At 63.4% G+C, this 25,100-nt stretch carries 25 protein-coding genes; 16 read left to right on the top strand and 9 right to left on the bottom strand.

The window, feature by feature from the left end; translation table 11 throughout:
- The first annotated feature begins 52 nt into the window (after positions 1-52).
- The 3 genes from ATE59_RS02105 to ATE59_RS02095 all read left to right on the top strand — a co-directional run bounded on the left by ATE59_RS02105 (position 53) and on the right by ATE59_RS02095 (position 2,850).
- Positions 53-529, top strand: a complete 477-nt coding sequence (locus ATE59_RS02105; protein WP_037553291.1) for a YybH family protein — start codon at positions 53-55, stop codon at positions 527-529.
- A gap of 264 nt (positions 530-793) precedes the next feature.
- Positions 794-1,387, top strand: coding sequence for a c-type cytochrome (locus ATE59_RS02100; RefSeq protein ID WP_223181176.1), 594 nt, complete (start codon positions 794-796; stop codon positions 1,385-1,387).
- 185 nt (positions 1,388-1,572) lie between these two features.
- Positions 1,573-2,850, top strand: coding sequence for a hypothetical protein (locus tag ATE59_RS02095; protein ID WP_037553287.1), 1,278 nt, complete (start codon positions 1,573-1,575; stop codon positions 2,848-2,850).
- A gap of 307 nt (positions 2,851-3,157) precedes the next feature.
- Here ATE59_RS02095 and ATE59_RS02090 read toward each other — a convergent pair whose 3' ends face one another.
- Both ATE59_RS02090 and ATE59_RS02085 read right to left on the bottom strand, forming a co-directional pair.
- Positions 3,158-5,218: a TonB-dependent receptor gene (locus ATE59_RS02090; RefSeq protein ID WP_058806630.1), complete on the bottom strand. Its 2,061-nt coding sequence runs from the start codon at positions 5,216-5,218 to the stop codon at positions 3,158-3,160.
- Between the two features lie 696 nt (positions 5,219-5,914).
- Complete coding sequence (locus ATE59_RS02085) at positions 5,915-6,313, bottom strand: MerR family transcriptional regulator (protein WP_003046425.1); 399 nt, start codon at positions 6,311-6,313, stop codon at positions 5,915-5,917.
- 80 nt (positions 6,314-6,393) lie between these two features.
- On the opposite strand from ATE59_RS02085, the gene ATE59_RS02080 reads away from it, so the two are divergent.
- The 7 genes from ATE59_RS02080 (at position 6,394) to ATE59_RS02050 (ending at position 14,023) form a co-directional block, all read left to right on the top strand.
- Positions 6,394-7,215 (top strand): MauE/DoxX family redox-associated membrane protein, encoded by an 822-nt coding sequence (locus tag ATE59_RS02080; RefSeq protein ID WP_003046430.1) that lies wholly within the window; start codon positions 6,394-6,396, stop codon positions 7,213-7,215.
- Between the two features lie 102 nt (positions 7,216-7,317).
- Positions 7,318-7,680, top strand: a complete 363-nt coding sequence (locus tag ATE59_RS02075; RefSeq protein WP_003046437.1) for a hypothetical protein — start codon at positions 7,318-7,320, stop codon at positions 7,678-7,680.
- Between the two features lie 64 nt (positions 7,681-7,744).
- Positions 7,745-8,011: a hypothetical protein gene (locus ATE59_RS02070; protein ID WP_003046439.1), complete on the top strand. Its 267-nt coding sequence runs from the start codon at positions 7,745-7,747 to the stop codon at positions 8,009-8,011.
- Between the two features lie 66 nt (positions 8,012-8,077).
- Positions 8,078-9,304: a TolC family protein gene (locus ATE59_RS02065; RefSeq protein ID WP_003046442.1), complete on the top strand. Its 1,227-nt coding sequence runs from the start codon at positions 8,078-8,080 to the stop codon at positions 9,302-9,304.
- Positions 9,301-10,527: an efflux RND transporter periplasmic adaptor subunit gene (locus tag ATE59_RS02060; protein ID WP_003046445.1), complete on the top strand. Its 1,227-nt coding sequence runs from the start codon at positions 9,301-9,303 to the stop codon at positions 10,525-10,527. The genes ATE59_RS02065 and ATE59_RS02060 overlap by 4 nt, the downstream gene beginning before the upstream one ends.
- Positions 10,524-13,658: an efflux RND transporter permease subunit gene (locus tag ATE59_RS02055; protein WP_058539243.1), complete on the top strand. Its 3,135-nt coding sequence runs from the start codon at positions 10,524-10,526 to the stop codon at positions 13,656-13,658. Before ATE59_RS02060 ends, ATE59_RS02055 begins: the two co-directional genes overlap by 4 nt.
- On the top strand, positions 13,655-14,023 hold the full coding sequence (locus ATE59_RS02050; protein WP_003046451.1) for a copper-binding protein: 369 nt from the start codon (positions 13,655-13,657) through the stop codon (positions 14,021-14,023). The genes ATE59_RS02055 and ATE59_RS02050 overlap by 4 nt, the downstream gene beginning before the upstream one ends.
- 84 nt (positions 14,024-14,107) lie before the next feature.
- Here ATE59_RS02050 and ATE59_RS02045 read toward each other — a convergent pair whose 3' ends face one another.
- On the bottom strand, positions 14,108-14,509 hold the full coding sequence (locus ATE59_RS02045; RefSeq protein ID WP_003046453.1) for a MerR family transcriptional regulator: 402 nt from the start codon (positions 14,507-14,509) through the stop codon (positions 14,108-14,110).
- A gap of 174 nt (positions 14,510-14,683) precedes the next feature.
- Here ATE59_RS02045 and ATE59_RS02040 point away from each other — a divergent pair, with 174 nt between their 5' ends.
- Positions 14,684-14,941, top strand: a complete 258-nt coding sequence (locus ATE59_RS02040; RefSeq protein ID WP_003046455.1) for a hypothetical protein — start codon at positions 14,684-14,686, stop codon at positions 14,939-14,941.
- The gene (locus ATE59_RS18300; RefSeq protein ID WP_081611194.1) at positions 14,934-15,161 is read left to right on the top strand and encodes a GDCCVxC domain-containing (seleno)protein; all 228 of its coding nucleotides are present in this window, start codon (positions 14,934-14,936) and stop codon (positions 15,159-15,161) included. The genes ATE59_RS02040 and ATE59_RS18300 overlap by 8 nt, the downstream gene beginning before the upstream one ends.
- A 35-nt stretch (positions 15,162-15,196) precedes the next feature.
- Here the strand turns inward: ATE59_RS18300 and ATE59_RS02035 are convergent, their stop codons facing one another.
- On the bottom strand, positions 15,197-15,610 hold the full coding sequence (locus ATE59_RS02035; RefSeq protein ID WP_003046458.1) for a MerR family transcriptional regulator: 414 nt from the start codon (positions 15,608-15,610) through the stop codon (positions 15,197-15,199).
- A gap of 70 nt (positions 15,611-15,680) precedes the next feature.
- Here ATE59_RS02035 and ATE59_RS02030 point away from each other — a divergent pair, with 70 nt between their 5' ends.
- From ATE59_RS02030 to ATE59_RS02015, 4 genes are all read left to right on the top strand, one after another.
- On the top strand, positions 15,681-16,322 hold the full coding sequence (locus ATE59_RS02030) for a cation transporter (RefSeq protein WP_037553278.1): 642 nt from the start codon (positions 15,681-15,683) through the stop codon (positions 16,320-16,322).
- A gap of 5 nt (positions 16,323-16,327) precedes the next feature.
- Positions 16,328-18,274 (top strand): cytochrome c/FTR1 family iron permease, encoded by a 1,947-nt coding sequence (locus ATE59_RS02025; RefSeq protein ID WP_003046463.1) that lies wholly within the window; start codon positions 16,328-16,330, stop codon positions 18,272-18,274.
- A 261-nt stretch (positions 18,275-18,535) separates the two neighbouring features.
- Positions 18,536-19,090 carry a helix-turn-helix transcriptional regulator gene (locus tag ATE59_RS02020; protein WP_171005260.1) on the top strand — a complete coding sequence of 185 codons (555 nt, stop codon included), beginning with the start codon at positions 18,536-18,538 and terminating at the stop codon, positions 19,088-19,090.
- A 47-nt stretch (positions 19,091-19,137) separates the two neighbouring features.
- On the top strand, positions 19,138-19,797 hold the full coding sequence (locus tag ATE59_RS02015; protein ID WP_037553277.1) for a class I SAM-dependent methyltransferase: 660 nt from the start codon (positions 19,138-19,140) through the stop codon (positions 19,795-19,797).
- A 27-nt stretch (positions 19,798-19,824) separates the two neighbouring features.
- On the opposite strand, the gene ATE59_RS02010 is transcribed toward ATE59_RS02015, so the two are convergent.
- The 5 genes from ATE59_RS02010 to ATE59_RS01990 form a co-directional block, all read right to left on the bottom strand.
- Entirely contained in the window at positions 19,825-20,130 is a 306-nt protein-coding gene (locus ATE59_RS02010; protein ID WP_003046472.1) for a hypothetical protein, read from the bottom strand.
- 191 nt (positions 20,131-20,321) lie between these two features.
- On the bottom strand, positions 20,322-20,966 hold the full coding sequence (locus ATE59_RS02005) for a DsbA family protein (RefSeq protein ID WP_003046475.1): 645 nt from the start codon (positions 20,964-20,966) through the stop codon (positions 20,322-20,324).
- A complete protein-coding gene (locus tag ATE59_RS02000) occupies positions 20,963-21,397 on the bottom strand; it encodes a disulfide bond formation protein B (RefSeq protein WP_003046478.1) in 435 nt (144 codons plus the stop codon). The genes ATE59_RS02005 and ATE59_RS02000 overlap by 4 nt, the downstream gene beginning before the upstream one ends.
- Positions 21,394-21,879, bottom strand: coding sequence for an SRPBCC family protein (locus tag ATE59_RS01995; RefSeq protein ID WP_003046480.1), 486 nt, complete (start codon positions 21,877-21,879; stop codon positions 21,394-21,396). Before ATE59_RS01995 ends, ATE59_RS02000 begins: the two co-directional genes overlap by 4 nt.
- A 13-nt stretch (positions 21,880-21,892) precedes the next feature.
- Positions 21,893-25,072 carry an efflux RND transporter permease subunit gene (locus ATE59_RS01990; RefSeq protein WP_003046483.1) on the bottom strand — a complete coding sequence of 1,060 codons (3,180 nt, stop codon included), beginning with the start codon at positions 25,070-25,072 and terminating at the stop codon, positions 21,893-21,895.
- Between the last annotated feature and the right edge of the window lie 28 nt (positions 25,073-25,100).

The following is a 25,100-nucleotide window of genomic DNA, read 5'->3' as shown; positions in this document are numbered from 1 at the left end:
TCGAAACCACGGGAGGCACTCGTGAAGTGTCGGCACAACAAGGGGAAATGATATGAGACGACTGACGATTACAGCAATCGCATTGGCCATGCTGGTGGCCGTCCCGGCTCAGGCGACCGAGCCTGCGGATTTTCAGGGCGCGGCGGCAGCGCTCGCGCAGTATAAATCGGCGATGGAGAAACTGGACCTGACCGGCGTCGAGGCCCTCTTTTCGCCAGACGCCCAGATATTCGAATCCGGCGGCGTTGAAGGGAATTTCGCCCACTATCGCGACCATCACCTGGGTCCCGAACTCAAGGAATTCAAATCCTTCACCTTCCGCAATTACAAGATTTCGGTTCGCGGCGAAGGAAATATCGCGATCGCAACCGAGACCTACAGCTTCTCGATTGTGCTCGCGAGCGGCGAGACCATCGAACGGGATGGCGTCGCTACGAGTGTCCTCAAACAGGACAACGGAAAGTGGCAGATCTTCAATCTCCACAGCTCCTCACGCAAGCCGAAGGTGCGACCGGCGGGTGGCAGCTGAGCGGGCAAAAAAGGGGCTAGTCCTCACGATCTCTCCGAACCCACACCTAGCAGGACGCATGAGCCCGAGCGGGTGTGGGCACCCTGAAATGGCTCGTCGCGGCAAGTACGGAAACGCCTGCCTCGTCTGTGACAAGGGCAAAGCTGTTGGGGTGCGTATCATCTGTTGAACAGCCGCCGCATTGCGTTCGGCTGCAAAGCTCAAGGCCTGTTATGCGGGAGATAGATAATGGAGCGATTTCGAACTTTCGATTTCCGAAAGCATATGCCGAGCGTGACGTTCACGCTGCTGGCGGTGGCCCTGATAGCGGGCGCGGGTGCGATCACCGTCTATCTCGGCCTATATAATATAGCGGCCGATGCCCCCCATAACCGGCTGACTTACAGCGTCATCGAAACATTCAGGGAGAAGTCCATCGCAGCGCGATCCGGATCGATCGCGGTGCCGGCAGATTTGGCGGCTCCGGCGCGGATCGCGTCGGGCGCAGGTCTCTATACCGAGATGTGCAGCGGCTGCCATCTCGCGCCCGGGATGGAAAAGACCGAAATGAGTCAAGGGCTGTATCCGCAAGCGCCCGTCTTGTTCAAAGGTTCGGAACGTTCGGCTGCGGAGCAATTCTGGATCATCAAGCATGGCATCAAGATGACCGCCATGCCGGCCTGGGGGAAAACGCATGATGATCGTCTCATCTGGGATATGGTCGCGTTTGTCCGAAAACTCCCTGGCCTGTCGCCGGCACAATATCAGGCTATTACGCAGAATGCGCCAATGGACCATGACGCGATGATGAAGGGCATGACAGAGGCGGAAGGCGCGAGTCAGAAACCAAGCGGAGCGGGCGAACACGCAGGGCACTGAGGTCGTCGACAATTATGCAGCGCCGGGCGTGAACGGGCTCGTTTCGACCTTCCATTCCCGCCCACCTTGCCGGTGGGACGGAAGGTTTCGCCTTTCGCTAAGGGCCGAATCGAGCGAACTGTCTTGGCCGGCAAGCCGCAGGTGGAAAACAGCAATTCGGAATGGATCAAGCGGGGGCTATAAACATGAAGCGCGACCTTGTTCGCGAACTGATCGAGCGCTGGCGCGGCGATTCCGGCTCGACCTATCAAAGCTGGTTCCTGTGGGAGGAGCGACTGAAGAATTTTCGGTCGATCAGAAGAGGCATCTCGCAGGTCGTCGCCGAAATTGAGGCCGGCACCTTCGGAGCGGCATATCGGGGCTCGTCATTGGAGATCATTGTTCATTCAATCGCCGAGCAACGACAGATTTTCAAAGGTGCGGATCATGCTTTCTTGTGGAAGCCCAAACTCCGAATCCCGGACATCTACGAGAACGCCGACAATCAACGAGCTTTTGGCAGACTTCTTCACCATTGCTCCTGTTGCGATACCGCCGAGGAGGTCGTCGCCGGGATCCTCGCAATCGATAGACAGAAGATCAAGGGGTTGGGTCCTGCGGTGGCCAACATTCTCTATTTTCTGCATCCCACTCTTGTGCCTCCGTTCAATACGGCAATCGTAAAGGGCTACAACGCGCTAACGGGTGCGAATGTGAAGCTTGGCAGTTGGGAGCATTTTCTCGCGATGCGCGCGGGCATTCTGGATCTCAACGATCGCTACCGGGATCTTCTTTCCAACGATTTGGGGGCGATAGGAGGGCTGCTGTTCGATATCGGATCGGGACGGTTTCCAGCCCCACCGCTCAGCGGTTCGAGCGAAAATGCGCGCGATTGGATGGCCTTGCTGAATGAAACGCGCTCACAGTCCGACAAGTTCGATAAGGGGCTTGCAAATCAGAAAGAGACCGACCGGACGCATAGCGAAGTCCAATCCTGGCTTCGGGACCTCGGGCTTGCACTTGGATATGACGTCTGGGTAGCGGCAAATGACCGGGGGCGCCTTCATGAGGGTGTGCCGCTCGGGTCTCGATGCCTCGATAGCTTGCCGCATGCCATCGCAACCGCTCAAGGAAGCGATGCCATAAGACTGATCGACATCTTATGGCTCGAGCAATCGACGGCTACGGTCGCGGCGGCATTCGAAGTGGAGCATTCGACATCCATTTATTCCGGAATTGTCCGCATGCTTGATCTCGCGCTGAGCAGCGAGAATCTTCATTTGTCGACGCCACTTTTCCTGGTTGCACCCGATGCGCGAGAAGCCGATGTCCGCGCTCAGCTCCGACGCCCGGCTTTCAGCCGGATCGGTGATCTCGACATTTCCTACCTGCCCTACGCCGAGCTCGAACAGAACAGGGTCGCCATTGCCCGCTTCGGTACGGGCCTGAAGGCGATCAAGGCGATCTCCCATCCATTGCCGTGAGGCAGCCGACGACGCGTAGGCCTCCGAAAGCAGTTGGTCTTTGCATCCTCGCGGCGTCACAGGGAAAGCCGGGCATCGAAATCGCGCGCGCTACCGACGTTCAGGATGGGACTAGCCCGTATCTGTTCGTGCCATCTTACTGCCCGGCTCATCGTGCCATCAGCAGGGCCGTTCAAGTAACGGCGCCGGTGAGAACAGGGACATATCATGTCCTGCGTTCAGAGGAAGTATTCCCCCCGGGCGCAAGCGCCCAGGGGGACCGACGACCGTAGGGGAGTCGCCGGGGGACCTCGCAGGACGAGGAACCTCAGAAAAAGTAGCGCAGCTGCAGTCCATACTGGCGCGGCTCGCCGTAGATGTAGAGCGGAAGAGTAGGGTTCGAGACACCCGTCGCGTCCGTCCCGATCGTACTATAGCTCACATAGCGCTCGTTGGTGAGATTTCGGCCATAAAGCGCAATTTCCCACGCTTCGCTCGCCGGCTGCCATGTGACACGCCCATTTATAAGGGTCGTGGCGTTTCCGGAAAAAAGCGGATTGTTGCTGGGCTTGAAAAAGACGCTGTCGCGCCAGGAGATATCGGTCCGTAATGTCAGCATTCCGCCGCCCAGGGAGGCCTTATATTCTCCGCCGAAAGTGATGTTCCACTTCGGCGCGTTCGGCAGCCGCTTGCCCTTGAGGCTTGCGCCGACGTCGTCAAAATAGACATCGTAGCGCGCATCGAGATAAGCGATCGTGGATGTAAGCGTCAGGCGATCGAACGGCCGTGCCATCAGTTCCGCTTCAACGCCCTTGATCGTCGCCTTGCCGGCGTTGGTGGTACTGGCAACGCCATTATTATACTCGACCACCTGAAGATTGGTGTAATCATAATAGAAGGCGGAAAAATTAGCTCGAAGCCGGCGATCGAGGAGCGTCGACTTCAGGCCGACTTCGTAGCTCCAGACATACTCCGGGAGGAAAGGCCGCCCGTCTCCCAGCTGGAATCCACCCGATTTGAACCCGCGGGTTGCCGACGCATAAGCCATGACGTCATCGGCAAGGTCGTAATCGATCCCAATTTTCGGAGTCCAGGCGGTCCAGGATGATTTGGGCTGACCGGCATCGACCTGATTTCCGTTCAGCAGGACACGATATCCGAAATCCTTTTTTTCGTATGAGTATCGAAGCCCTCCGGTCAATCGCAGGCGGTCGATGAGTTCGTAGCTTGCTTGTCCGAAGAGCGCGAATGCATTCGTCGTATTGTTTTCCGGGATCGCGAGCCGACGACCCGGTTCGATGATCCGTATTTCGTCGTTGCCCTTTTCATTCAGATAGAATGCTCCGACGATCCAGCGCAGCTTGTCCGCATCGTTGTTGAGAAGTTGGAACTCTTGCGTGAAACTGCGGGAACGTTCGTAAAATTCGATATCGCGGAGGAAGAGGTCAGTCGAGTCAACGTCGAGCGCCTGGACGACCTTGCTCTTGCGCAGCGCCGTAATCGAGCGGAGCGTGACCGGGCCGCCGTCCCAGTTCATGGTCGAGGACACGCCCCAGGCATCGACATCGTAACGCGGCAGGCGGTCGAGTGCGGCCTCTTTGTCATTGGCCGGGATCGTCGCCCCCGCATCGACGAAGCCTTGCGGATAAAAGGGCCGAACAGACCGCGCGCCGGTCTCGCGATCACGGCTGGCATCCGCCCGCAACACGATCTCAAGACGGTCGCTCGCGTCAATCGCAAGCGTCAGTCGTCCAGCGAGATTATCTTCGTTTTGGTATCGCCGTCCCGAGACGACGTCGCGGTAGATGCCGTCGCGCTGGTTGGCAAGCAAGGTGAGGCGGCCTCGGACGCCCGCTCCAAGCGGTCCAGAAATCGTGCCGCTCAGCGAGCGCTTCTCGTAATTTCCGACGGTGAGCCCCAGCGCGCCAGTCAAATCCTCCGTAGGCATTTTGGAAATGATGTTGAGTGTGCCGCCGGCGGAGTTGCGACCGAAGAGAACGCCTTGCGGTCCGCGCAGCACCTCGATGCGTTCGACGTCGAACAAATCCTGATAGCTTGTGGTCGGGCGCGAGATGTAGACGCCGTCATAATGGACTGTCGTGCTGGGGTCGGTCGCAACGCCGAACGCCGAGGTGCCAATTCCACGAATATTGATGATCGCCATGGAATCGTTGGTGATCGACACGCCCGGCACAAAAAATTGGAGGTCTTCGACGTTTGATATGCCCGTTGCCGTAAGCGCCTCGCCGGTCATCGCTGTCACCGAGACGGGAACGGACTGCAGATTTTCCTCGCGCTTCTCCGCCGTTACGATGATCTCGGCGAGGCCGTCCGACTGGGCTTCCTGAGCCTGCGCGGGAAACGCGACCGCCACCGCAATCGCCGCCATCGAGCTTCGCTGCATTGCGCGCTTCGTCGACGAATAACAGTATAATTTGTTCATTATGCTTCCCCTGTTTCGAAGAACTGCCCTTTCGCGCAGCCCAAATGAGTTTCGGGGAAGTCGAGGACAAAAACATGCATGCCCGGAAACCGCTGCTTACGGCTTCCGAGTTCAAGCACCCAACATCCCCTACTGACATTGATTACGCACCAGAACGACTCATCCCTCAAAAATGGTTCGGGCGACGTAAAACCATTGGAATTGGGCTCCCCGATTTGTTCAGATCGCCAGGATGAAGTTGATCCGGAACGCCCAAAGGCTCCTACCTTCATCCAGAAGCGGCGCTTTTCGCTTCTGCCCCTCGTCGGAGCCTTGGTCGGCGCCGTGCACGTGACGCAATCGCTCGCTTGACCCTATGGTCAGGTCTTCCCCGTGGAAGCCTATTTGTTCGCTCTGATGCCGGTCCTAGCCGCGGAGATTCGATGGCGCCTGACCCAGGCACTTCGGACGGCCGTCGCAACTCCGGACGCGGCAGCGGCGAGACCTGCGGCTGCGATCCGCGCTAGCCTTCTGCTCGATGTCGCAGCCGGAATTACCATCCCATCGCTTGTAGCCGGGATGCTGGAACCATTTGCGACCGATTGACACCAGTTGGGAGGTGAGACCGGCCGTCAGCACCATCCGCCGCCAAGGCCAGTCGGGCTAGACCTGCTCGAACGCCGCTATGATCGGGCAGTGGAGCGTGTCGGCGGCAGCGCATTGGCGCGACAGGCCCATGAGCGCGCGCCGCGCCGCATCGAGTTCGGCGATCGTCTTTTCGATCGCCGCGATGCGCGCATCGGCCAGTTCGCGCGCTCGCGCGCGATCGCTCGACGCGTCGAGTTCGAGCAGTTCGGCGATCTCGGTGAGCGTAAATCCCGCTGCTTGTGCCGATTTGATGAAGCGCAGACGGCGCAGAACCGCCTCGTCGTAACGCCGGACTCGGCCTTCCGACGGGGCGCTGGCCGACTGAGGCGGAACGGGCAACAGGCCGCGGCGTTGGTAATAGCGGATCGTCTCGACATTGACGCCGCCCTGCCGGGCAAGCTGGCCGATGGTCATGTCACGCAAGGCCTTGACTCCGTACTATGGTACGGAGCCTATATAGCGGGAAGCGATCGGGAATCAAGAAAGGCGAATCGATGAATATGCAGGTTCAGCGCGCGAACGAAAGCGCGCCAGCGCACACTGGTGCGGCGGTTTCGGGCAAGCCGCGGGCGACCATCTATCGCATGGTGATGGAGCAGCATATCTGCCCCTATGGCCTGAAGGCGCTGCATCTGTTGCGCAGCCGCGGCTATGACGTCGAGGATGTCTGGCTGACGACCCGCGAGGAAACCGACGCATTCAAGGCGAAACATGGCGTCGCGACGACGCCGCAGACCTTCATCGAAGGCGAGCGGATCGGCGGTCTTGACGATCTGAGGCGCCATCTCGGTCTGAAAGTCCGCGATCCTAAGGCGCTTACCTATAAGCCCGTCATCGCGCTCTTCTCTATCACCGCGCTGATGGCGCTGGCCGCCAGCCAAGCGGTGTCGGGCACGCCCTTCACAATCCGTGCCGCCGAATGGTTTATCGGGTTCAGCATGGCGTTGCTTGCCTTCCTCAAGCTCCGCGACATCGAGAGCTTCTCGAGCATGTTCCTGAACTATGACTTGCTCGCCAAACGCTGGGTACCCTATGCTACCATCTATCCCTTTGCGGAGGGTCTTGCCGGCATCCTGATGATTTCTGGCGCGCTGAACTGGATATCGATTCCGGTGGCGCTGTTCATCGGGATCATCGGCGCCGTGTCGGTGTTCAAGGCGGTGTATATCGACAAGCGCGAACTCAAATGCGCCTGCGTCGGCGGCGACAGCAATGTGCCGCTGGGTTTCATCTCACTGACCGAAAATCTGATGATGATCGCCATGGCGCTGTGGATGCTGGTCGCGCCCGCCGCCATGACAATGGGCCATTCTTAACGGGTCCGGCGTAACCACGACGGGACAGTCGGCGAACAAGTGAGCGGGATCTCCACCCCGGTTTAGATTGACGCCAAGTTTGACAAGGATCATGCTTCGACCGTGAAACGCTGGCTCACCTTTCTACTTCTTGTCGGAGCCTTACTCGGCCTTCTGGCGCAGGAGACCGCATTCGCCTCGGCGCCCGCGCTCCCGTCGGCCGAGACGGCGTTCGCGGCGGCGATGAGCGACGAATGCGCGGAGATGATGGGGATTAAAAAATCCCAGAAGAGCGCTCCGTGCAAGGGCCTCACGCTCGACTGCATCGCCAAGATGGGCTGCGCGCTACCGCCCGCCGTCGTCTCTCCGGCTACCCCCCTTGCCGAAAAGACATTTGTCGCCGGCTCTTTCGATCCGCTTCCTGTCCGGCGCCTCGCCGGAAGAACATTCGGCCCCGAACCCGACCCGCCCCTATTTCTTGCCTGAATTGCCGACGCGCACCGGCTCGTCCCGGCGCGCGGTTTCACGCTTTTCAATCAAGGAATTCAACATGAAACCGTTTTTTGCCGTTGCCGCGCTCGCGGCAGCAACGCTTGCCGCTCCCGTCCTCGCCCAAGAACCGTCCGGCGGCCATCATGAATGGCAGACCCGCCAGGTGCCAGGGCCGAACAAGTCCAATACCACCTCGCGAGTCCGCGTCTGGGTCAAGGACAAGCCGGGACAGATGGCGCATTGCGACTGCGACATGATGAAGGTGAGTCCGGCGGACTGCATGAAGAATATGTCCGGCGACCAAAGGATGCCCCCGCAAGGGTAACGGTCTTTCTTCCCCGGCGTACAGACGCCGGGGAGGCTTTCGCCCAGTCCACAGCAGGGGGACATCATGCGCCCATATTTTACGGCAGCCTTGCTTGCGCTGCCCTCGGCTCTTCACGCCGAGCCGATGACGCTCGATTCGGCGCTCAGCCGAGCAGCATCGGAGGCACCCGAACTGCAAAGCCGCGAAGCGGGCGTCGACGCCGCCCAATCGGCGGCGATCGCCGCCGACCGGCTGCCCGACCCGAAACTCAATATCGTCCTCCAGGATTTCCCGGTGACCGGACCCGACGCGGGCCGGTTCAATCGCGACGATTTCACGATGCAGGTCATCGGCGTCAGCCAGGATTTTCCGAACCCCGCCAAACGCCGCGCGCGCGCGACCCGCGCGCAGGCCGACATTGGAATCGCCCGCGCCGACGAAGCGGTCACCGCGCAGGACATCAGGCTCGCGACCGCGCTCGCCTGGGTCGATCTCTATTATGCCAAGAAGGAGCTGAAGGAACTCGACCTGCTCGATAGCGGCCTCGAGGACCTTCAATCGACCGTGACGGCGCGGCTTGCCAGCGGTGCGGCGCGCCCGGCGCAGGCGCTCGAACCCGATCAGCTTCGCGCCGCGATCAACGATCGCCGCAGCGCGCTCGCCGCCGAGATCGCCCGCGCCCGCGCGCAGCTCGCCCGCTTCACCGGCGACCCCGCCGCCGACACGCTCGGCGACTTGCCGCCGCAGTCGATCGACGAACAAGGATTGCGCGCCGGCATCGACGCCCTGCCAAAGCTCAGAGCACTCGATGCCCGCGCCCTCGCCGCCGACGCCGAGACCGGTCTCGCACGCGCCGACAAGCGACCCGACTGGAGCGTCAACGCGGCCTATGGGCGCCGCGAGCCCAATTACGGTGATCTCGTCACGGTCGGGGTCACCGTCGACCTGCCCTTCTTCTCGAAAAAGCGGCAGGACCCCAAGATCGCCGCGCGCGCCAGCGAGGCGATGCGCGCCCGGCTCGACCGCGAGGCTGCCAAGCGCGACATCGCGGCAGCGCTCGACGCCGATCTCGCCGATCACCGCATGCATCATGAGCAGCTCGCCAATGCACGTACGCGGCTCGTGCCGCTCGCGAAGAAGCGCGCCGAGCTCGATCTTGCAAGCTACGCCGCCGGAAAGCTCGACCTCGGGACCGCGCTCCTGTCGACTCTCGCGCTTGCCGAGGCCGAAGTCGATGCGCTGGCGCGCGAAGCCGAGGTCGCGCGCGACGCGATCCGGATCAATTATATTTATGGGGAGGCAGGTCGATGACCGATGCAACATCAGCGGCGCGCTGGCGCGTCGCAATCCTGGCCACGGTGCTGATCGCGGGCGGCGGCGGTTATTGGTTGGGACAGAGCGGCAAGAGCGATGCACCAACCGAGACGGCAAGCGGCGGGCGCAAGATCCTCTACTATTATGATCCGATGTTCCCGAACCAGAAGTTCGACAAGCCCGGCAAGTCGCCCTTCATGGACATGCAGCTCGAGCCCAAATATGCCGACGAGGGTGGCGGCGCGGCGCCCGGCGTGTCGATTGACCCGTCGGCGCGTCAGAGCCTCGGCATAAGAGTGGTCGCGGCCGAAATGGGGAGCCTTGCCGCAACCTTCGACGTCAACGGCAGTATCGATTTCAACCAGCGCGATGTCGCGATCGTCCAGGCGCGCTCGGGCGGCTTCGTCGAACGCGTCTATCGCCTCGCGCCTGGCGATGTCATCGGCGCCGGTGCGCCGATCGCCGAATTGCAATTGCCTGAATGGGGCAGCGCCCAGACCGAATATCTGAGCGTCAAGAAGCTCGGCAAACCTGAACTCACGGCGGCCGCGCGGCAGCGGCTGCGGCTGATGGGCATGCCCGAAGGCGTGATCGCCGAGGTCGACCGGAGCGGACGGACCGGCGGCAGACTGACGGTGCGCGCGCCGATCGGCGGCGTGGTCCAGACGCTCAATGCCCGTGCAGGCGTGACTCTCGCCTCGGGGCAGACACTTGCCGAAATCTCGGGACTTGGAACGGTGTGGCTCAATGCCGCGCTCCCCGAAGCGCAGGCCGGACTGGTGAAGATCGGCCAACCTGCCACCGCGAACCTCACCGCCTTTCCCGGCGAGGCTTTTACCGGGCGGGTCGTCGCGATCCTGCCGACCGCAGCGGCGGACAGCCGGACGCTGACAGTGCGCATCGAGCTCGCCAACCGCGGCGGTCGCCTACGCCCCGGCATGTTCGCCGTCGTCGCGCTCGGCGGGGACGCCAAGCCAACGCTGCTGGTGCCAAGCGAAGCGGTGATCCGCACCGGCACGCGCAGCATCGTGATGCTCGAGAAGGGCGACGGACGCTACCATCCCGCCGAAGTGGTCGCCGGACGCGAAGGCGGCGGCAAGACCGAGATATTGCGAGGGCTCGCCCCCGGCGAGAAGGTCGTCGCGTCGGGCCAGTTCCTGCTCGATTCCGAGGCGAGCCTGACCGGTCTCACGGTTCGTCCGCTGGAGCCAGCGCAATGATCGCACGCATTATTCGCGCCTCGGTCGCGGCGCGCGGGCTTGTCGTCGCTTCGGCGCTGATCCTGACCTTGCTCGGGATCGCCGCGGTGCGCACGACTCCGGTCGACGCCCTGCCCGACCTGTCGGACGTCCAGGTCATCGTCCGCACCAGCTATGCGGGACAGGCACCGCGGATCGTCGAGGACCAGGTCACCTATCCGATCACGACGACGATGCTCTCGGTGCCGGGCGCGCGCGTGGTGCGCGGCTACAGCTTCGTCGGCGACAGCTTCGTCTATGTCCTGTTCGACGACGGCACCGATCCCTATTGGGCGCGCAGCCGCGTGCTCGAATATCTGAGCCAGGTGCAAAGCCGTCTCCCCGAGGGCGCGCGCGCGAGCATCGGTCCCGACGCGACCGGGGTTGGCTGGATCTATGAATATGCGCTCGTCGACAAAAGCGGCCGCCACGATCTTGCCGAACTCCGCAGTCTTCAGGACTGGTTCCTCCGCTTCGAGCTTAAATCGGTTCCCGGCGTCGCCGAGGTCGCGAGCATCGGCGGCATGGTGCGCCAGTATCAGATCATCGTCGATCCGCAGAAGCTCGCCGCGTTCGGGGTGACTGCAACCGACGTCGCCGACGCCCTCAAGCGCGCCAACCAGGAAAGCGGCGGCGGCTCCCTAGAACTCGCTGAGGCTGAATATATCGTCCGCGCGAGCGGCTATCTGGAGTCGCTCGACGACTTCCGCGCCGTCCCGATCCGCACCGCCGCGGGCGGACTCCCGGTAACGGTCGGCGATGTCGCGACGGTGCAGATCGGTCCCGACACAAGGCGGGGCATCGCCGAACTCAACGGCGAGGGCGAAGTCGCGGGCGGCGTGATCGTCATGCGCGAGGGCAAGAATGCCCGCGAAGTCATCGACGGCGTGCGCACCAAGCTCGCCGAGCTCAAGCGCAGCCTGCCGCCCGGGGTCGAGATCATCACCACTTATGACCGCTCGGGGTTGATCGACCGCGCGGTCGACAATCTTACCTCGAAGCTCGTCGAAGAGTTCATCATCGTCGGGCTCGTCTGCGCGCTCTTCCTCTGGCACGCGCGCTCGGCACTGGTCGCGATCCTGACGCTGCCGCTCGGCATCCTCATCGCCTTCATCGTGATGCGGCTGCAGGGACTCAACGCCAATATATTGTCGCTCGGCGGCATCGCCATCGCGGTCGGTGCGATGGTCGACGCTGCGGTGGTGATGATCGAAAATGCCCATAAGCATCTCGAACATTGGGAGCGCGATCATCCGGGCGAGGAACTGAAAGGCGCCGAACGCTGGCGCGTCATCACCGACGCCGCCGCCGAGGTTGGGCCCGCCCTCTTCCTCAGCCTCCTCATCATCACCTTCTCCTTCCTCCCCATCTTCACGCTCGAAGGCCAGGAGGGACGGCTCTTCTCGCCGCTCGCCTTCACCAAAACCTATGCGATGGCGGCCGCCGCGATCCTCTCGATCACGCTCATCCCGGTGCTGATGGGCTGGCTGATCCGCGGTAAGATACCCGCCGAACAGAGTAATCCGGTCAACCGCTGGCTGACCCGCATCTATCGCCCGGCACTCGACTGGGTGCTCGAACGGCCGAAAAAAGCGCTCGTGATCGCCGGCCTCGTCTTCGCCACCAGCCTGTGGCCGATGACCCAGATCGGCGGCGAGTTCATGCCGCAGATGCACGAAGGCGACCTCCTTTACATGCCCTCGGCGCTACCCGGCATCTCGGCCGCAAGGGCATCGAGCCTGCTCCAGCAGACGGACCGACTGATCAAGACCGTGCCCGAGGTCGAGAGCGTGTTCGGCAAGGCGGGGCGGGCCGACAGCGCGACCGACCCCGCGCCGCTCGAGATGTTCGAGACGACGATCCGCTTCAAGCCGAAGGACCGTTGGCGCCCCGGCATGACCGAGGAGAAATTGATCGAGGAGCTCGACGCGCGGGTCCGGGTTCCGGGGCTCGCCAATTTCTGGATTCCCCCGATCCGCAATCGCATCGACATGCTTGCGACCGGGATCAAGAGCCCGGTCGGCATCAAGGTCGCGGGCTCGAATCTTGCCGGGATCGATCGCACCGCCAAGCGCATCGAAGCGGTCGTCAAGACCGTACCCGGCGTAGCGTCGGCGCTGGCCGAGCGGCTGACTGGTGGGCGCTATATCGATGTCGACATCGATCGCGCCGCCGCAGCACGCTACGGCCTCAATGTCGCCGACGTGCAAGCGATCGTCTCGGGCGCGATCGGCGGCGAGACGATCGGCCAGACGGTCGAGGGGCTCGCCCGCTATCCGATCAGCGTCCGCTACCCGCGCGAGCTGCGCGACAGTATCGGCGAGCTCGCGAGCCTTCCGGTCCTGACGCCGTCGCGCCAGCAGATCACGCTCGGCACGGTGGCCAGAGTCAAGGTCAGCGACGGGCCGCCGATGCTGCGCAGCGAGAATGGCCGCCCGGTGACCTGGATCTACGTCGACAGCCGCGGCCGCGATTTGCAGGGCCTCGTGCAGGACATCCAGCGGGCGATCGCGCGCGATGTCGATCTGCCGCCCGGCGTCAGCGTTTCCTACACCGGGCAGTTCGAGTTCCTCGTTCGTGCGACCGAGCGGATGAAGGTCGTCGTGCCGGTCACGCTCGCGATCATCTTCCTGCTGCTCTACCTGACCTTCCGCCGCTGGGACGAGGCGCTGCTCATCATGGCGACCCTGCCCTTTGCGCTCACCGGCGGGCTCTGGCTCCTCTATCTGCTTGGCTATAACCAGTCGGTCGCGAGCGCGGTCGGGTTCATCGCGCTTGCGGGCGTTGCCGCCGAGTTCGGGGTCGTCATGCTCATCTATCTCAAGCATGCGCTCGCCGATCGCAGCGACGGCCACATATTGGCCGCGGTTCGCGAAGGCGCGCTGCTCCGCGTCCGCCCGAAGGCGATGACCGTTGCGGTTATCCTCGCGGGCCTGTTCCCGATCCTCGTCGGGACCGGCACCGGCTCCGAAGTGATGAGCCGCATCGCCGCGCCGATGATCGGCGGCATGCTCACCGCGCCGCTGCTGTCGATGCTTATCATTCCCGCCGCCTATCTGCTGATGCGAAGGCGTGCGGCTCATCCCGTCCAACCCGAAGGAGAAACGACATGAATAAACTCACTGCGATTACGCTCAGCCTTGCGCTCGGCGCTGGACTTGTCGCCTGCGGCAAGCAAGGCGAAGCACCGAAGACGGAAGAAAAGGCCGCGATGGCCGATGACACAGGGACCATGGCGGCCCCGGCCGAAACGAAGCATGGCAAGGGCACGGCGACCGTGACCGCGATCGATACGGCAAAAGGCCAGGTCACGCTCGATCATGGCGCGATCGCCGAACTCGAATGGCCGCCGATGACGATGGGTTTTGCGGCGAAACCCGAGCTGCTGAAGGACATCAAGGTCGGCGACAAGGTCGCGTTCGAGCTCAATTGGGACGGCAAGGCCGGGACGATCACCAAGCTCGACAAGGCGCCGTAACGCGCCGCCATTGCGCGCGGTGGCCCTAGTTGCCGCGCGCAATGGCTGCTTTGGGGCGCTGGCGGAAGACGGCTGTACTCGAACCTAGTCGGACAGCGCCTCCAGAAGCGGGCAGCCCCCGGCATCGCCGGCGCCGCACGCCTCGACAAGATCGCCCAAGACAGCGGCCATCCGGTCGAGGTCGGCGCGCTTGGCGAGGACGTCGGCAAGCTGGCTCTCGGCCATATGGCGCGCCTGATCGCAGCTATGGCCGCCGCCTTCGGCAAGAAGGAGCAAAGTCCGGACCGTATCGAGGGGAAACCCCAGTTCGCGCGCGCGGCGCACAAATGCAAGGCGCCGCACACCAGCTGAATCATAACGGCGAAATCGCCCGTACCGGACCGGCGCGGGCAGAATGCCGATGCGCTCATAATAGCGGATCGTCTCGATATTGCAGCCGGTAAGCCGAGAAAGCTCGCCGATGGGGATGGTGCTTGAGGGGGCCATTGCGATTCCGCTTGCATCTGTAGTCACTACAGATGGTAGACTTGCCGCTACCGCGAAACAAGGAGTTTGAATTTGGCTGGAGATGCAAGGCGTCCAAAAGGATTTGGGGCCATTTCGCTGGCGCTTGGCGGGATCGCATCGGGCTTTCTCGCAGCCACCTGCTGCGCCCTCCCCATGCTGCTGGCCTCGGCGGGGCTCGGGTCCGCCTGGCTCGTCGGCATAGCGGTCCCGGCCGCGCCCTACCGGCTCTGGTTCGTCGCATTCGGCGCAATTTCGCTCGTCGCCGGTGGCGTCCTGCTGGCGCGCCAGCAGATGCGCGCGGCGCGCTGCGGCGCCGATGGCCTGTGCGTGCCCGCGTCGCTGCGCTTTGTGACCCTGATCGGACTGCTCCTCGCCGCCGTCCTCCTCTGGCTCGGCTATCGCTATGCTTGATCCCTCGCCGGTCCTGCAATCGACGCTGACGTGTCCGCTCTGCGGTCAAATCGCCGACGAAATCATGCCCACCGATGCGTGTCAGTATTTCTACGACTGCAAGGGATGCGGCGCGCTGCTCAAGCCGCTGCCAGGAGACTGCTGTGTCTTCTGTTCCTATGGCACGGTACCCTGCCCGCCAATACAGGTTGACGGCGGCAAGGGCAGTTGCTGCGGCTGAGCCGCAAGCCGCCGACAGTCCCGATAGCGCGGCGGCTAGGCATTTCCGGCGGCGATGGCCTCGATGACCCGGCAATCCGACACCGGCCCGCCATCGCAGAGCTGGACGATACGGGCAAGTTCAGCACGGAGCCGCGCCATCCGTTCCAGCTTTTCATCGACATCGAGCAGGTGACGCGCCGCAACTGCGCGGATTTCGGCGCAGTCCTGCCCCGGCCCCAAGGCCAGCGCCGTCAACGACCGGATTTCATCGATCGAAAAGCCGAGGCCGCGGGCATTGCGGATGAATGCGAGGCGCCCGACATCCTCATCCCCGTAGGTGCGCCGGCCAGAGGCTGTGCGCGCTGCGCAAGGCAGCAATCCGATATCCTCATAGAAGCGGATCGTGTTTACCTTGGTGCCGGTGCGTTTCGCCAGGCCGCCGATCGGCAGCCGCGTGTCGCGCGCCATCTCCCTTCCTCTCAGTCTCGTTTCGATTTCAGCTTGCTTCTACAGTTACTGTAGAATGTAGAACAGGGGAATGAGCAACGACAGCAATTGCGGCTGCACGGGCGACACCGTCAGGGCCGAACGCGATCCCGCCTATCGAAGGGCCTTGTGGATCGTCGTAATTCTCAATCTCGGCTTCGGCGCGATCGAGATCGTCGGCGGGTTCATCGCCAACAGCCAGGCGCTGAAAGCCGACTCGCTCGACTTTATCGGCGACGGCACGATCACGTTGGCCGGCCTCGTCGCGATAGGCTGGACTGCGCTCGCCCGCACGCGTATCGCCTTAGCCCAAGGCCTGTTCCTGCTGTCGCTTGGCATAGGGGTCATCGGCGTCGCGCTGTGGCGTGCCCTGACCGCGGTTCCGCCCGAAGCCGAGCTGATGGGCGGCATCGGCGCCGCCGCCCTCCTCGTCAACCTCACCTCGGCCGCGGTCCTCTCGCGGTTCCGCGAAGGCGACGCCAATGTCCGGGCGGTGTGGCTGTTCAGCCGCAACGACGCGATCGCCAATGTGGCGGTGATCATCGCCGCCGGCCTCGTCGCATGGACCGGGCAAGCCTGGCCCGACCTTGCAGTCGCCGCCATCATTGCCACGCTTTTCCTGCATTCGGCCTATGAGATTCTACGCAGCGCGCGGACCGAATTGCGCGAACTGTCGACTGTGCCCGGACAATAGGGCCAATGCCCCCCGCCCGCCGCTTTCTCTCTCTGCTGATCGCGCTCGCTGCAATCTGCGGCCTCGTCGTGCCGACGGCACAGGCCCGCACTGATGCCGGCGAAGTCCAGACCATCTGGCGCCTGCTGGACTATGTTGCGGTCGACTATGGTGGAGCGGTCTCGAATGGCGCGGTGACGAGCACGGTCGAATATGCCGAGATGACCGAGTTTTCCGCCACCGTTCGCAAGGGGATCGAAGCGCTTCCGGTATCCCCGGCGCGGGCTCGCCTTGTCAGTGAAGCGGGACAACTCCAGACGGCGATCGCATCGAAGGCGGACCCCGGCAAGGTGGCTGGCCAGGCGCGCGGACTCGCGGCGGACCTCCTCGCCGCCTACCCTGTGCCCCTCGCGCCGCGCAACGCTCCAGATCCCCGGCGCGGAGCCCAAGTCTATCTGGAAAATTGCGCCAGCTGTCACGGCGCGCGCGGCGATGGCAATGGACCTCAGGCCAAGGGGCTCGACCCGGCACCTATCGATTTCACCGACGCCGGACGCGCTCGCAAGCGCAGTCTGTTCGCGCTCTATCAGGTGATAGGACAGGGGCTCGAAGGCACGTCCATGCCCAGTTTTGCCCATTTGCCCTCCGACGACCGCTGGGCGGTAGCAGCCTATGCCGGTGGATTTGCCTTTCGCGACGTCGCAGCCGGCCGGCGTGTCTGGAACCAGACCCCTGCGGCGCGCGAACTGGTCCCCGACCTGCAAGCCTTCACGAGTCTCAGCCCGGAAGTGCTTGGTCGTGGGCTGGGATCGGAGCAGGCCGACGCGCTTACCGCCTATTTGCGCTCAGATCCCCAAGCATTGACAACCGCTTCGCCCGCGACGCTTGCGGTTGCCCGTGACAAATTGGCGCAAAGCCTTGCCGCGTACCGCAAGGGAAATCGGAGCGAGGCAGAGCGTCTCGCGCTGTCCGCCTATCTCGACGGTTTCGAACCGATTGAGCCGATCCTGACGACGCGCGATTCCGCCCTTATGGCGCAAATCGAATCCGCGATGTCCGATTATCGCGTGTCCATCGCGCGAGGTGTGCCGGTCGATGCGGTCGCGGGTAAAGCCGCCGCAGTCGAAACCCTTTTCGCCGATGCCGAAGCTGCACTGTCTCCCGATGCAGCCAGCGACGCATCGACCTTTGTCGGGGCGCTTACCATCTTGCTGCGCGAGGGTCTCGAAGCGCTTCTGATCATCGTGGCGATGATCGCTTTCTTACGAAAGGCCGAACGGCCTGAGGTCCTACCCTATGTCCATGGCGGCTGGATCGCAGCCCTGGCAGCCGGCGGCGCAACCTGGGCAGTCGCGACCTATGCAATCTCGATCAGCGGAGCGAACCGCGAGTTGACAGAGGGATTTGGCTCGCTTTTCGCCGCAGTCGTTCTCGTCTGGGTCGGCATCTGGATGCACGGAAAGTCACATGCGGAGAGCTGGCAGCGCTATATTCGCGAAGCGATGGGCAAAGCGCTTTCACGTCGCTCGGCCTGGTTCCTGTTCGGGCTCGCTTTCCTCGTGGTCTATCGGGAAGTCTTTGAGACCATCCTGTTTTTCGCAGCTCTCGCCGCGCAAGGAAGCCGCAGCGCGATCGCCGCCGGAGCCGGAACCGCAGTGGTGATCCTGGCAGCAATCGCATGGGTCATGCTTCGTTACAGCCGGGTCCTGCCGATCGGAAGATTTTTCGCTTACAGCTCTTCGCTCATCGCTATCCTCGCGGTTGTCCTGGCCGGCAAGGGCGCGGGCGCGCTACAGGAAGCCGGCCTCCTCGGCATCACCCCGCTAGCTCATTTTCCCCGCTTCCCGGCGATGGGGATATTTCCTTCGCTCGAACCGTTGTTGCTCCAGCTTCTCGCGCTTGCAATCCTCTGGATCGGCTATCGTTACAACAGTCGGCAACATCGCCGCATCGAGACAGCGCCCGGTCGATGAGGGGAATCATCACGGGGTCGGCGCACTCCTCCTTGGCCGTAAGACGGCTTCCGAAAAGAGCCTCCGAGCCAGAGTGCTTACCCGGCGCCCGTTACGCACACGAGTTAGGCCTGCTATTGCGACCCGATGCCCGAAACGTCCAACTGGAACGGCCGACTTAGCCTCGGCGACTATCATGCTCTCTGGTCGGGTTCGGTTGGCGATGCCGCCGCGCACCGCCATTTTGCGGCGCAGGCAGTGTTTTGTGCCGAGCCGCTTACCGTGGTCGATGCTGATGGCGCGCGCCTGTCGGGGCGTTGCTTGCTCATCGAACCCGATACCGTGCACCGGCTGCTCCCCGCGCCCACGGCTGAATTATGGTTCGTCGAGCCGACAGTGGTCTTCGGTCCGCCGGTAGATCTGAAAGACCGGCTGATCTGCTCCGATCCGATTCATGTCGCGCTGCCGGGACAGCGGTCCTTCTGGAAAAACTGGCTCACGCGAGGCGCCCGACCCCCGCTCGATCCGCGCATCACCCGCGCCGCCGCCTCGATTGACCGCCTGATCCCCATGGGCTCTGTCCGTCTCGCGGCTGTGGCGGAGGAGAGCCGCCTTTCGCTCGGCCGCTTCCGGCATCTCTTTGCCGCCGAGATCGGCATGCCCTTCCAGCGCTTTGTGCTCTGGCGAAGGTTGATTATCGCCTTCGACGAATTGGGAATGCGCCGCAGCGCGACCGAGGCCGCACACATGGCAGGGTTCAGCGACAGCGCGCATTTCGCCCGCACGATCAAGGCGATGTTCGGTATCCGGGCAAGCGACCTTTTCATCGAATCATAGCCTCTCCGTTCAAGCCGGTGCGTGATCGCGCCTGGTAGAGGCGCATCATGTCAGACGCACACAGAGACTTCGTCCCGGCACTCGGCAAGAGCGGATCGCTCGACCGCTACGATGCCGCCATAGCCCTCATGACCAGAGAGAAAAGATGGCGAAGCGACTTGCTGCGCTTCGCCGAACCGCGGCCGGGCGAGCGGATCGTCGATATCGGGTGCGGCACGGGAACCTTTGCGATCGCCCTCAAGCAGGCGGCGCCGGAGAGCATCGTTCTGGCGGTCGATCCCGACCCCGCCGTGCTGGAAATCGCGCGCGCCAAGGCTGAGGTTGCCGATGCCGAGATTCGATGGTTCGAGGCTATGGGCGACGAGCTGGACGGCATCGACGCACTCCGGCAATGCGACAAGATCGTATCGAGCCTGGTCCTTCACCAGTGCCCGATGGCCGTTAAGGAAGCGATTGCCGCGCAGATGTTCAGGCTCCTGAGGCCGGGCGGGACCCTTTTCATAGCCGACTATGGCGAGCAGCGCTCGCTGCTGATGCGCATGCTTTTTCGACAGATCCAGCTGCTCGACGGGTTCGAATATACCGAACCCAACGCTAAGGGCTGCGTCCCGGTGATCCTTAAAGCCGCGGGTTTCGAGGCGGTCGAAGAGATGAGAGTCATCCCGACGCCGACCGGCTCGATTTCAATCTATGGGGCGAAGCGGTAGTTTCTCGCCCGGCCCGCGCGGTCGCGGCTAGCCGCGCCAGTGACGCCCGCGGTGATGGTGGTGCATCCGGCGCTTCTGATAGCGCCGCTCGTAGCGGTCCCGCCGTTCATAGCGGCGATCATGGCCGCGGTAGTAGGGATCGTAGCCACGATAGCCACGATCATAGCCATAATTGGGCACGCCGTGGCGTGAGGAACGATAGTCGCGGTCATGACCACGTGGCGCGTCATGTCCGCGGCTATATCCCCCGCGATCGCCATGGTGCTGGGCAAGCGCTGTTCCGGGGAGCGCGAAGGCGAGCATCGCGGCCGCGATCGTCATCAGTTTTCGCATGTCAGTCTCTCCTTTTCGTGGCGTTCAAAATCCCCCTTCATGTTTGAATGCGCTGTGAATATTGGCTCCGATGCTGCCGATCGGACGGTGACCCGGCGTCTCCATGCGACAGGCCGATGGCGGGAGAGACAGTATCGCGCCGCATGGTGGGCACCCGTCCCGCGTGGACGAAGCGGGACGGGTGCGGGCCCTCATTTGCCCTTTGCCGCTACCGCGGCCTGGACTCGGGCCTCGACCTGTTCGGGGCTCGGCTGGACGAGCATCTCGCCATTGACGAAGAAGGTCGGCGTGCCCCGGACGCCGACCGCACGCGCGTCGGCGATGTCCTGCTCCATCCAGGCCATCGCATCGGTTGTCGGCATCGCGCGCGCCTTCGCGACATTGAGGCCGGCCTTCTCGGCGGCCGCCCAGGCACCGTCCATCTTGCCGTCGTGCCATTCGGGCTGCGCTTCGAGCAGGGCGGCCGTCACCGGCTCGAGCTTGCCCTGGACGCGGGCGGCTTCGAGGATCACGATCGCCTCGGCCGAGCCGGGGTGCAGCGGCAGGTAGCGCATAACGAGACGCACATCCTTGGGATATTTGGCAACGATGCCCTTCACCGTGGGATAGAAGGCGCGGCAGGCCTCGCACGACGGGTCGAAAAATTCGACGATGGTGACCGGGGCATTTTTCGGTCCGATGATCGGCGAATGCGGGCGAATGAGGCTGTCGACGGGCCCCGCCACGACCTTCTTCGTGGGTTCGCCCTCGGCGGTTCCGCTGTAGAGCATCGCGCCGCCGGTGAAAGCGAGTGCGGAAACGACAAGCGTGGCCACCACTCCGATGCGTTTGTTCATGATTTCAGTCTCCTTTGGAAGTTGAGCAAGAGGGTGAGGATGAGCGCGAACGCGGTCAGCGACGGGAGGGGCAGCGGCACGCCTCCGATTGCCATGCTCTCTCCCGAGCATGATGGACCGCCGGTGCAGGGGACGATCGGGGCCGGAATGACGCCGACGTAGAGCAGGCTATGATAGAAAGCGACGAGACCACCGCCCGCAGCCAGCGCCAGCCCATAAGGAACGATGGCGCGGTCCGACCTGAACGCCGCGATGCCGAGAATGATCGCAAGCGGGAACATGAAGCTACGCTGGAACCAGCAGAGGTCGCACGGCGCCTGGCCCATGACCTCGCCGACGAAGAGGACGGCCAGGCTCGACAGGAGGGCGATTGCCCAGGCCGCGCCGAGCGGACGCCATTTGTGCGGCGCGAGCAGCGGAAAGCTCGTCATCGCCGGCCACCTTTGAACTTGGACTTGGGCCGTCGCGGCGGCGGTGGCGGCTTGCTGTATTTGGACTTGAGGTAGCTGAGCAGGATGCCGTCGATCGACGCGATCATTCGCTGGAAGCTGGTCTTGATGCCGGGAAGCCGGAGCCAGGCAAAGGGCCCGCGGCAACGATAGCGGTGAACGAACTTCGTCCCGCTCGCCGTCGGCGTCAGGATATAACTCTCCTCGAACTGGAGGATGAAGCTCGGCTTGACGTCGAGTATCAGCTCCTCGCCCGGGCGCGCGGAGAGCACCGCCGCGGAGACTTCGAGAAACTTGGGCTTGTGCGGATCCATGCGCATCGAATAGCGGATCGCGATCGGGTCCTCGGCAAGCTGCTCGATCCGGACATAGGGATTCCAGATCCGGTGGTTCTCGAAATCGCCGAGGACCGCCCATATCTGCTCCGGACTATAGGGGAGGTCATGCTCCCGCTCGAACTCCATCAGCTTAACTCCTCTATCGATCGGCCGCCGGGCTTTGCCCCGCGCCGATGTCGGTGACGCCCGCAGGCGATGGGTCGGCGTGCGCGCCGCCCGTCGTGAACCAGCGGCGCAAGCGCGGGACCATCCGGCGTTCGAAGCCCGCCGCGAGGCTGAAGGACGCCGGCACGATCAGCAGTGTCAGCATCGTCGACAGGATGAGCCCGCCGATCACCGTGACCGCCATCGGCGCGCGCCATGCGCCGTCGCCGGTGAGCGACAGCGCGGTCGGGATCATGCCCGCGACCATCGCGACCGTGGTCATCAGGATCGGCTGCGCGCGCTTGTGTCCGGCGTCGACAATCGCCTCGTCGCGCGGCACCCCCGACGCCATTTCCTCGATCGCGAAGTCGACGAGAAGGATGCTGTTCTTGCCGACGATACCGAGCAGCATCAGCACGCCGATGAACACGGGAAGCGAGAGCGGATAGCCCGTCAGCAGCAACGCGACCGCCCCGCCGAGCGGGGCGAGCAGAAGCGAGCCCATGTTGACGAAGGGCGGGATGATCTTGCGATAGAGTAGGATCAGCACAGCGAGCACGAGAAAAATCCCCGATACGACCGCGATCGCGAAGTTGCGCAGCATCTCGGCCTGCCACTTGGCGCTCCCGAGTACCAGCCGCGTGACCCCGGCGGGCAGCGCCTTGAGCGCCGGCAGCGCCTCGACCTTGTCCATCGCCTGACCGGTCACGAGACCCGGAGCCAGGTCGGCCCCGATGGTGAGCTGGCGCACCTGGTTGGTCCGATTGATCTGGGTCGGGCCGGCGCCGAAGCCGATCTCGGCCACAACCGAGAGCGGCACCGTTCCCCCGTTCCGGGTCGGAACAGGCATATTGCGCAGCGTATCGAGCCGCTCGCGCGCGGTTTCCGCAAGCGCGACGCGAACGGGGATTTGCCGGTCGGACAGCGAGAATTTCGCGCTATTCTGGTCGATCTCGCCCAATGTCGCGACGCGGATCGACTGGCTGAGCGCCTGCGTCGTCACGCCGAGCTGCGCCGCGAGCGCGAAGCGCGGGCGAATGACGATCTCGGGGCGCTGAAGATTGCCCTCGACACGCGGCGACCGGATTTCCTTCACGCGGGCCATCTCGGCAAGCAGCCGGTTGCCGACATCTTCGAGCTTCTTCGGGTCGTCGCTGCCGAGCGTGATCGAGATGTCGCGGCTGCTGCCGCCGCCGCCGCCATGCTGCGACTGGAAGTTGATTCGGGCATCGGGAACCTGCGCTAGCCGCGGCGCGCGGTCCTTTTCGAACTCGGTCGAGGTCAGCTCGCGGTCCTTGCGCAATTTCAGATAGACCGTCGCCGTGCCGACATCGATCCGCGACAGGGCGGATTCGACGAGCGGGTCGCGCTTCATGAGATCGGTCACCTCGTCGGCCACTGCCTCGGTCTGTTCGAGCGTTGCGCCCGGGGCGAGCTGGATGGCCACGCGGCTCGTGTCGGAATCGATCGACGGCTGGAAGGTCATCGGGAGCAGCGAGAAGCTGAAAATGGTCGCAAAGAGCGCCAGCACACCGATGCCGACCACCCAGACGCGATGGTCCTTGATGTAACCGAGCCATTTCCAGCGCCCGCCGCGCGCACGCGCGGCAGCGGCCCCGCTGGTGTCGAGGCTCCAGCGCAAGATGCGCATATAGGTGTCGATCAGCGGGCCCTCGCCATGCTTTTGCGGACCCTGCGCAGAGAGAAAATAGGCGGCGAGCATGGGTGTGATCATGCGCGCGACCGCGAGGCTCATCAGCACCGCGGCCACGACCGTCAGTCCGAAATTCTTGAAATATTGCCCGGCGACGCCCGGCATCAGCCCGACCGGCAGGAACACCGCGACGATCGTCATGGTTGTCGCGAGCACCGCGAGGCCGATCTCGTCGGCCGCATCGATCGAGGCCTGATAGGCCGATTTGCCCATCCGCATGTGGCGCACGATATTCTCGATCTCGACGATCGCATCGTCGACCAGCACGCCGGCAACGAGGCTGAGCGCGAGCAAGGTCATCATGTTGAGCGAGAAGCCCATGAGGTCCATGAACAGGAAGGTCGGGACCGCCGACAGCGGGATGGCGAGCGCCGAGATCAACGTCGCCCGCCAGTCGCGCAAGAAAAGGAAGACGACGACGACCGCGAGGATCGCGCCCTCGACCATCGCATTGATCGCCGAATGATATTGGCCTTTGGTATATTCGATATCGCTGAACAGCTCGGTGAATTTGACCTTGGGGTTTTCCTTCTCGAGTTTTCGCAGCTCCTCGACCGCAGCGTCATAGACGGTCACATCCGAGGCGCCCTTGGCGCGCTCGAAGCCGAAGGTCAGCACCTGCCGCCCGTCCTGCTTCGAGACCGAGCGCTGCTCGGCGTAGAGATCCTTGACCTCGGCGATATCGGCGAGGCGCACGGTCCGGTTCGTCCCGACCGAGATTAGCGTCTCGCCGAGCGCGTTGGCGCTGCTCGCGTTCCCGAGGATACGCACCGCCTGCTCGGAGCCCGCGACCTCCATCCGGCCGCCGGCCGCATTGACATTGAGCTGGACGAGCTGGGTGTTCACCGCGGCGGCGGTAAGGCCGTAGGCGCGCATGCGTTCGGGGTTGAGGATGACGCGGATTTCGCGGCTGACGCCGCCCCGGCGATAGGCGTCGCCCATGCCGGGGACCGCGATCAGCCGCTTCGCGACGACATTGTCGACATACCAGCTCAATTCCTCGAGCGTCATATCGGTGGCCGAAGCCGACCAATAGGCAAGCGTGTTGCCCGAGGTAGAGAGGCGGATAACCTGCGGTTCGAGGATGCCGTTCGGCAGGTTGCTGCGGATCTGGGTGATCTTGTCGCGAATGTCAGTCACCGCCCGGTCGATCGGCGTGCCGATCGCGAACTGGACGAAGGTCTGCGACTGGCCTTCGGTAACCGTCGAATTGAGCTCGTCGATCCCCTCGATCGTCCGCACCGCCGCCTCGACACGCTGCGTGACCTGCGTTTCGAGTTCGGTGGGCGCGGCGCCCGGCTGGGCGATGATGACGATGGCGCCCGGAAAATCGATGTCGGGATCGCTCTGGACCCCCATCATGAGGAAGGAGACGATGCCCGCCACCGTCAGACCGAAGAACATGACGAGCGGCGGGATCGGGTTCCGGATGGACCAGGCCGAGATATTCTTGAAGTTCATCCTCTCTCCCCCTTCCGGTTCGATCCCA

Source organism: Sphingopyxis sp. A083 (assembly GCF_001468495.1).
Lineage (GTDB): Bacteria > Pseudomonadota > Alphaproteobacteria > Sphingomonadales > Sphingomonadaceae > Sphingopyxis > Sphingopyxis terrae.
Note: the sequence above shows the minus strand (reverse complement) of the source record. Positions and strands in the feature narration are given on the sequence as shown.

Bases quoted from the DNA above. Each gene is read 5' to 3' on its own strand.
- ATE59_RS02105 (WP_037553291.1), top strand. From the start codon at position 53: ATGAGACGACTGACGATTACAGCAATCGCATTGGCCATGCTGGTGGCC.
- ATE59_RS02100 (WP_223181176.1), top strand. From the start codon at position 794: ATGCCGAGCGTGACGTTCACGCTGCTGGCGGTGGCCCTGATAGCGGGC.
- ATE59_RS02095 (WP_037553287.1), top strand. From the start codon at position 1,573: ATGAAGCGCGACCTTGTTCGCGAACTGATCGAGCGCTGGCGCGGCGAT.
- ATE59_RS02090 (WP_058806630.1), bottom strand. From the start codon at position 5,218: ATGGCGGCGATTGCGGTGGCGGTCGCGTTTCCCGCGCAGGCTCAGGAA.
- ATE59_RS02085 (WP_003046425.1), bottom strand. From the start codon at position 6,313: ATGACCATCGGCCAGCTTGCCCGGCAGGGCGGCGTCAATGTCGAGACG.
- ATE59_RS02080 (WP_003046430.1), top strand. From the start codon at position 6,394: ATGAATATGCAGGTTCAGCGCGCGAACGAAAGCGCGCCAGCGCACACT.
- ATE59_RS02070 (WP_003046439.1), top strand. From the start codon at position 7,745: ATGAAACCGTTTTTTGCCGTTGCCGCGCTCGCGGCAGCAACGCTTGCC.
- ATE59_RS02065 (WP_003046442.1), top strand. From the start codon at position 8,078: ATGCGCCCATATTTTACGGCAGCCTTGCTTGCGCTGCCCTCGGCTCTT.
- ATE59_RS02060 (WP_003046445.1), top strand. From the start codon at position 9,301: ATGACCGATGCAACATCAGCGGCGCGCTGGCGCGTCGCAATCCTGGCC.
- ATE59_RS02055 (WP_058539243.1), top strand. From the start codon at position 10,524: ATGATCGCACGCATTATTCGCGCCTCGGTCGCGGCGCGCGGGCTTGTC.
- ATE59_RS02050 (WP_003046451.1), top strand. From the start codon at position 13,655: ATGAATAAACTCACTGCGATTACGCTCAGCCTTGCGCTCGGCGCTGGA.
- ATE59_RS02045 (WP_003046453.1), bottom strand. From the start codon at position 14,509: ATGGCCCCCTCAAGCACCATCCCCATCGGCGAGCTTTCTCGGCTTACC.
- ATE59_RS02040 (WP_003046455.1), top strand. From the start codon at position 14,684: ATGCTGCTGGCCTCGGCGGGGCTCGGGTCCGCCTGGCTCGTCGGCATA.
- ATE59_RS18300 (WP_081611194.1), top strand. From the start codon at position 14,934: ATGCTTGATCCCTCGCCGGTCCTGCAATCGACGCTGACGTGTCCGCTC.
- ATE59_RS02035 (WP_003046458.1), bottom strand. From the start codon at position 15,610: ATGGCGCGCGACACGCGGCTGCCGATCGGCGGCCTGGCGAAACGCACC.
- ATE59_RS02030 (WP_037553278.1), top strand. From the start codon at position 15,681: ATGAGCAACGACAGCAATTGCGGCTGCACGGGCGACACCGTCAGGGCC.
- ATE59_RS02025 (WP_003046463.1), top strand. From the start codon at position 16,328: ATGCCCCCCGCCCGCCGCTTTCTCTCTCTGCTGATCGCGCTCGCTGCA.
- ATE59_RS02015 (WP_037553277.1), top strand. From the start codon at position 19,138: ATGTCAGACGCACACAGAGACTTCGTCCCGGCACTCGGCAAGAGCGGA.
- ATE59_RS02010 (WP_003046472.1), bottom strand. From the start codon at position 20,130: ATGCGAAAACTGATGACGATCGCGGCCGCGATGCTCGCCTTCGCGCTC.
- ATE59_RS02005 (WP_003046475.1), bottom strand. From the start codon at position 20,966: ATGAACAAACGCATCGGAGTGGTGGCCACGCTTGTCGTTTCCGCACTC.
- ATE59_RS02000 (WP_003046478.1), bottom strand. From the start codon at position 21,397: ATGACGAGCTTTCCGCTGCTCGCGCCGCACAAATGGCGTCCGCTCGGC.
- ATE59_RS01995 (WP_003046480.1), bottom strand. From the start codon at position 21,879: ATGGAGTTCGAGCGGGAGCATGACCTCCCCTATAGTCCGGAGCAGATA.
- ATE59_RS01990 (WP_003046483.1), bottom strand. From the start codon at position 25,072: ATGAACTTCAAGAATATCTCGGCCTGGTCCATCCGGAACCCGATCCCG.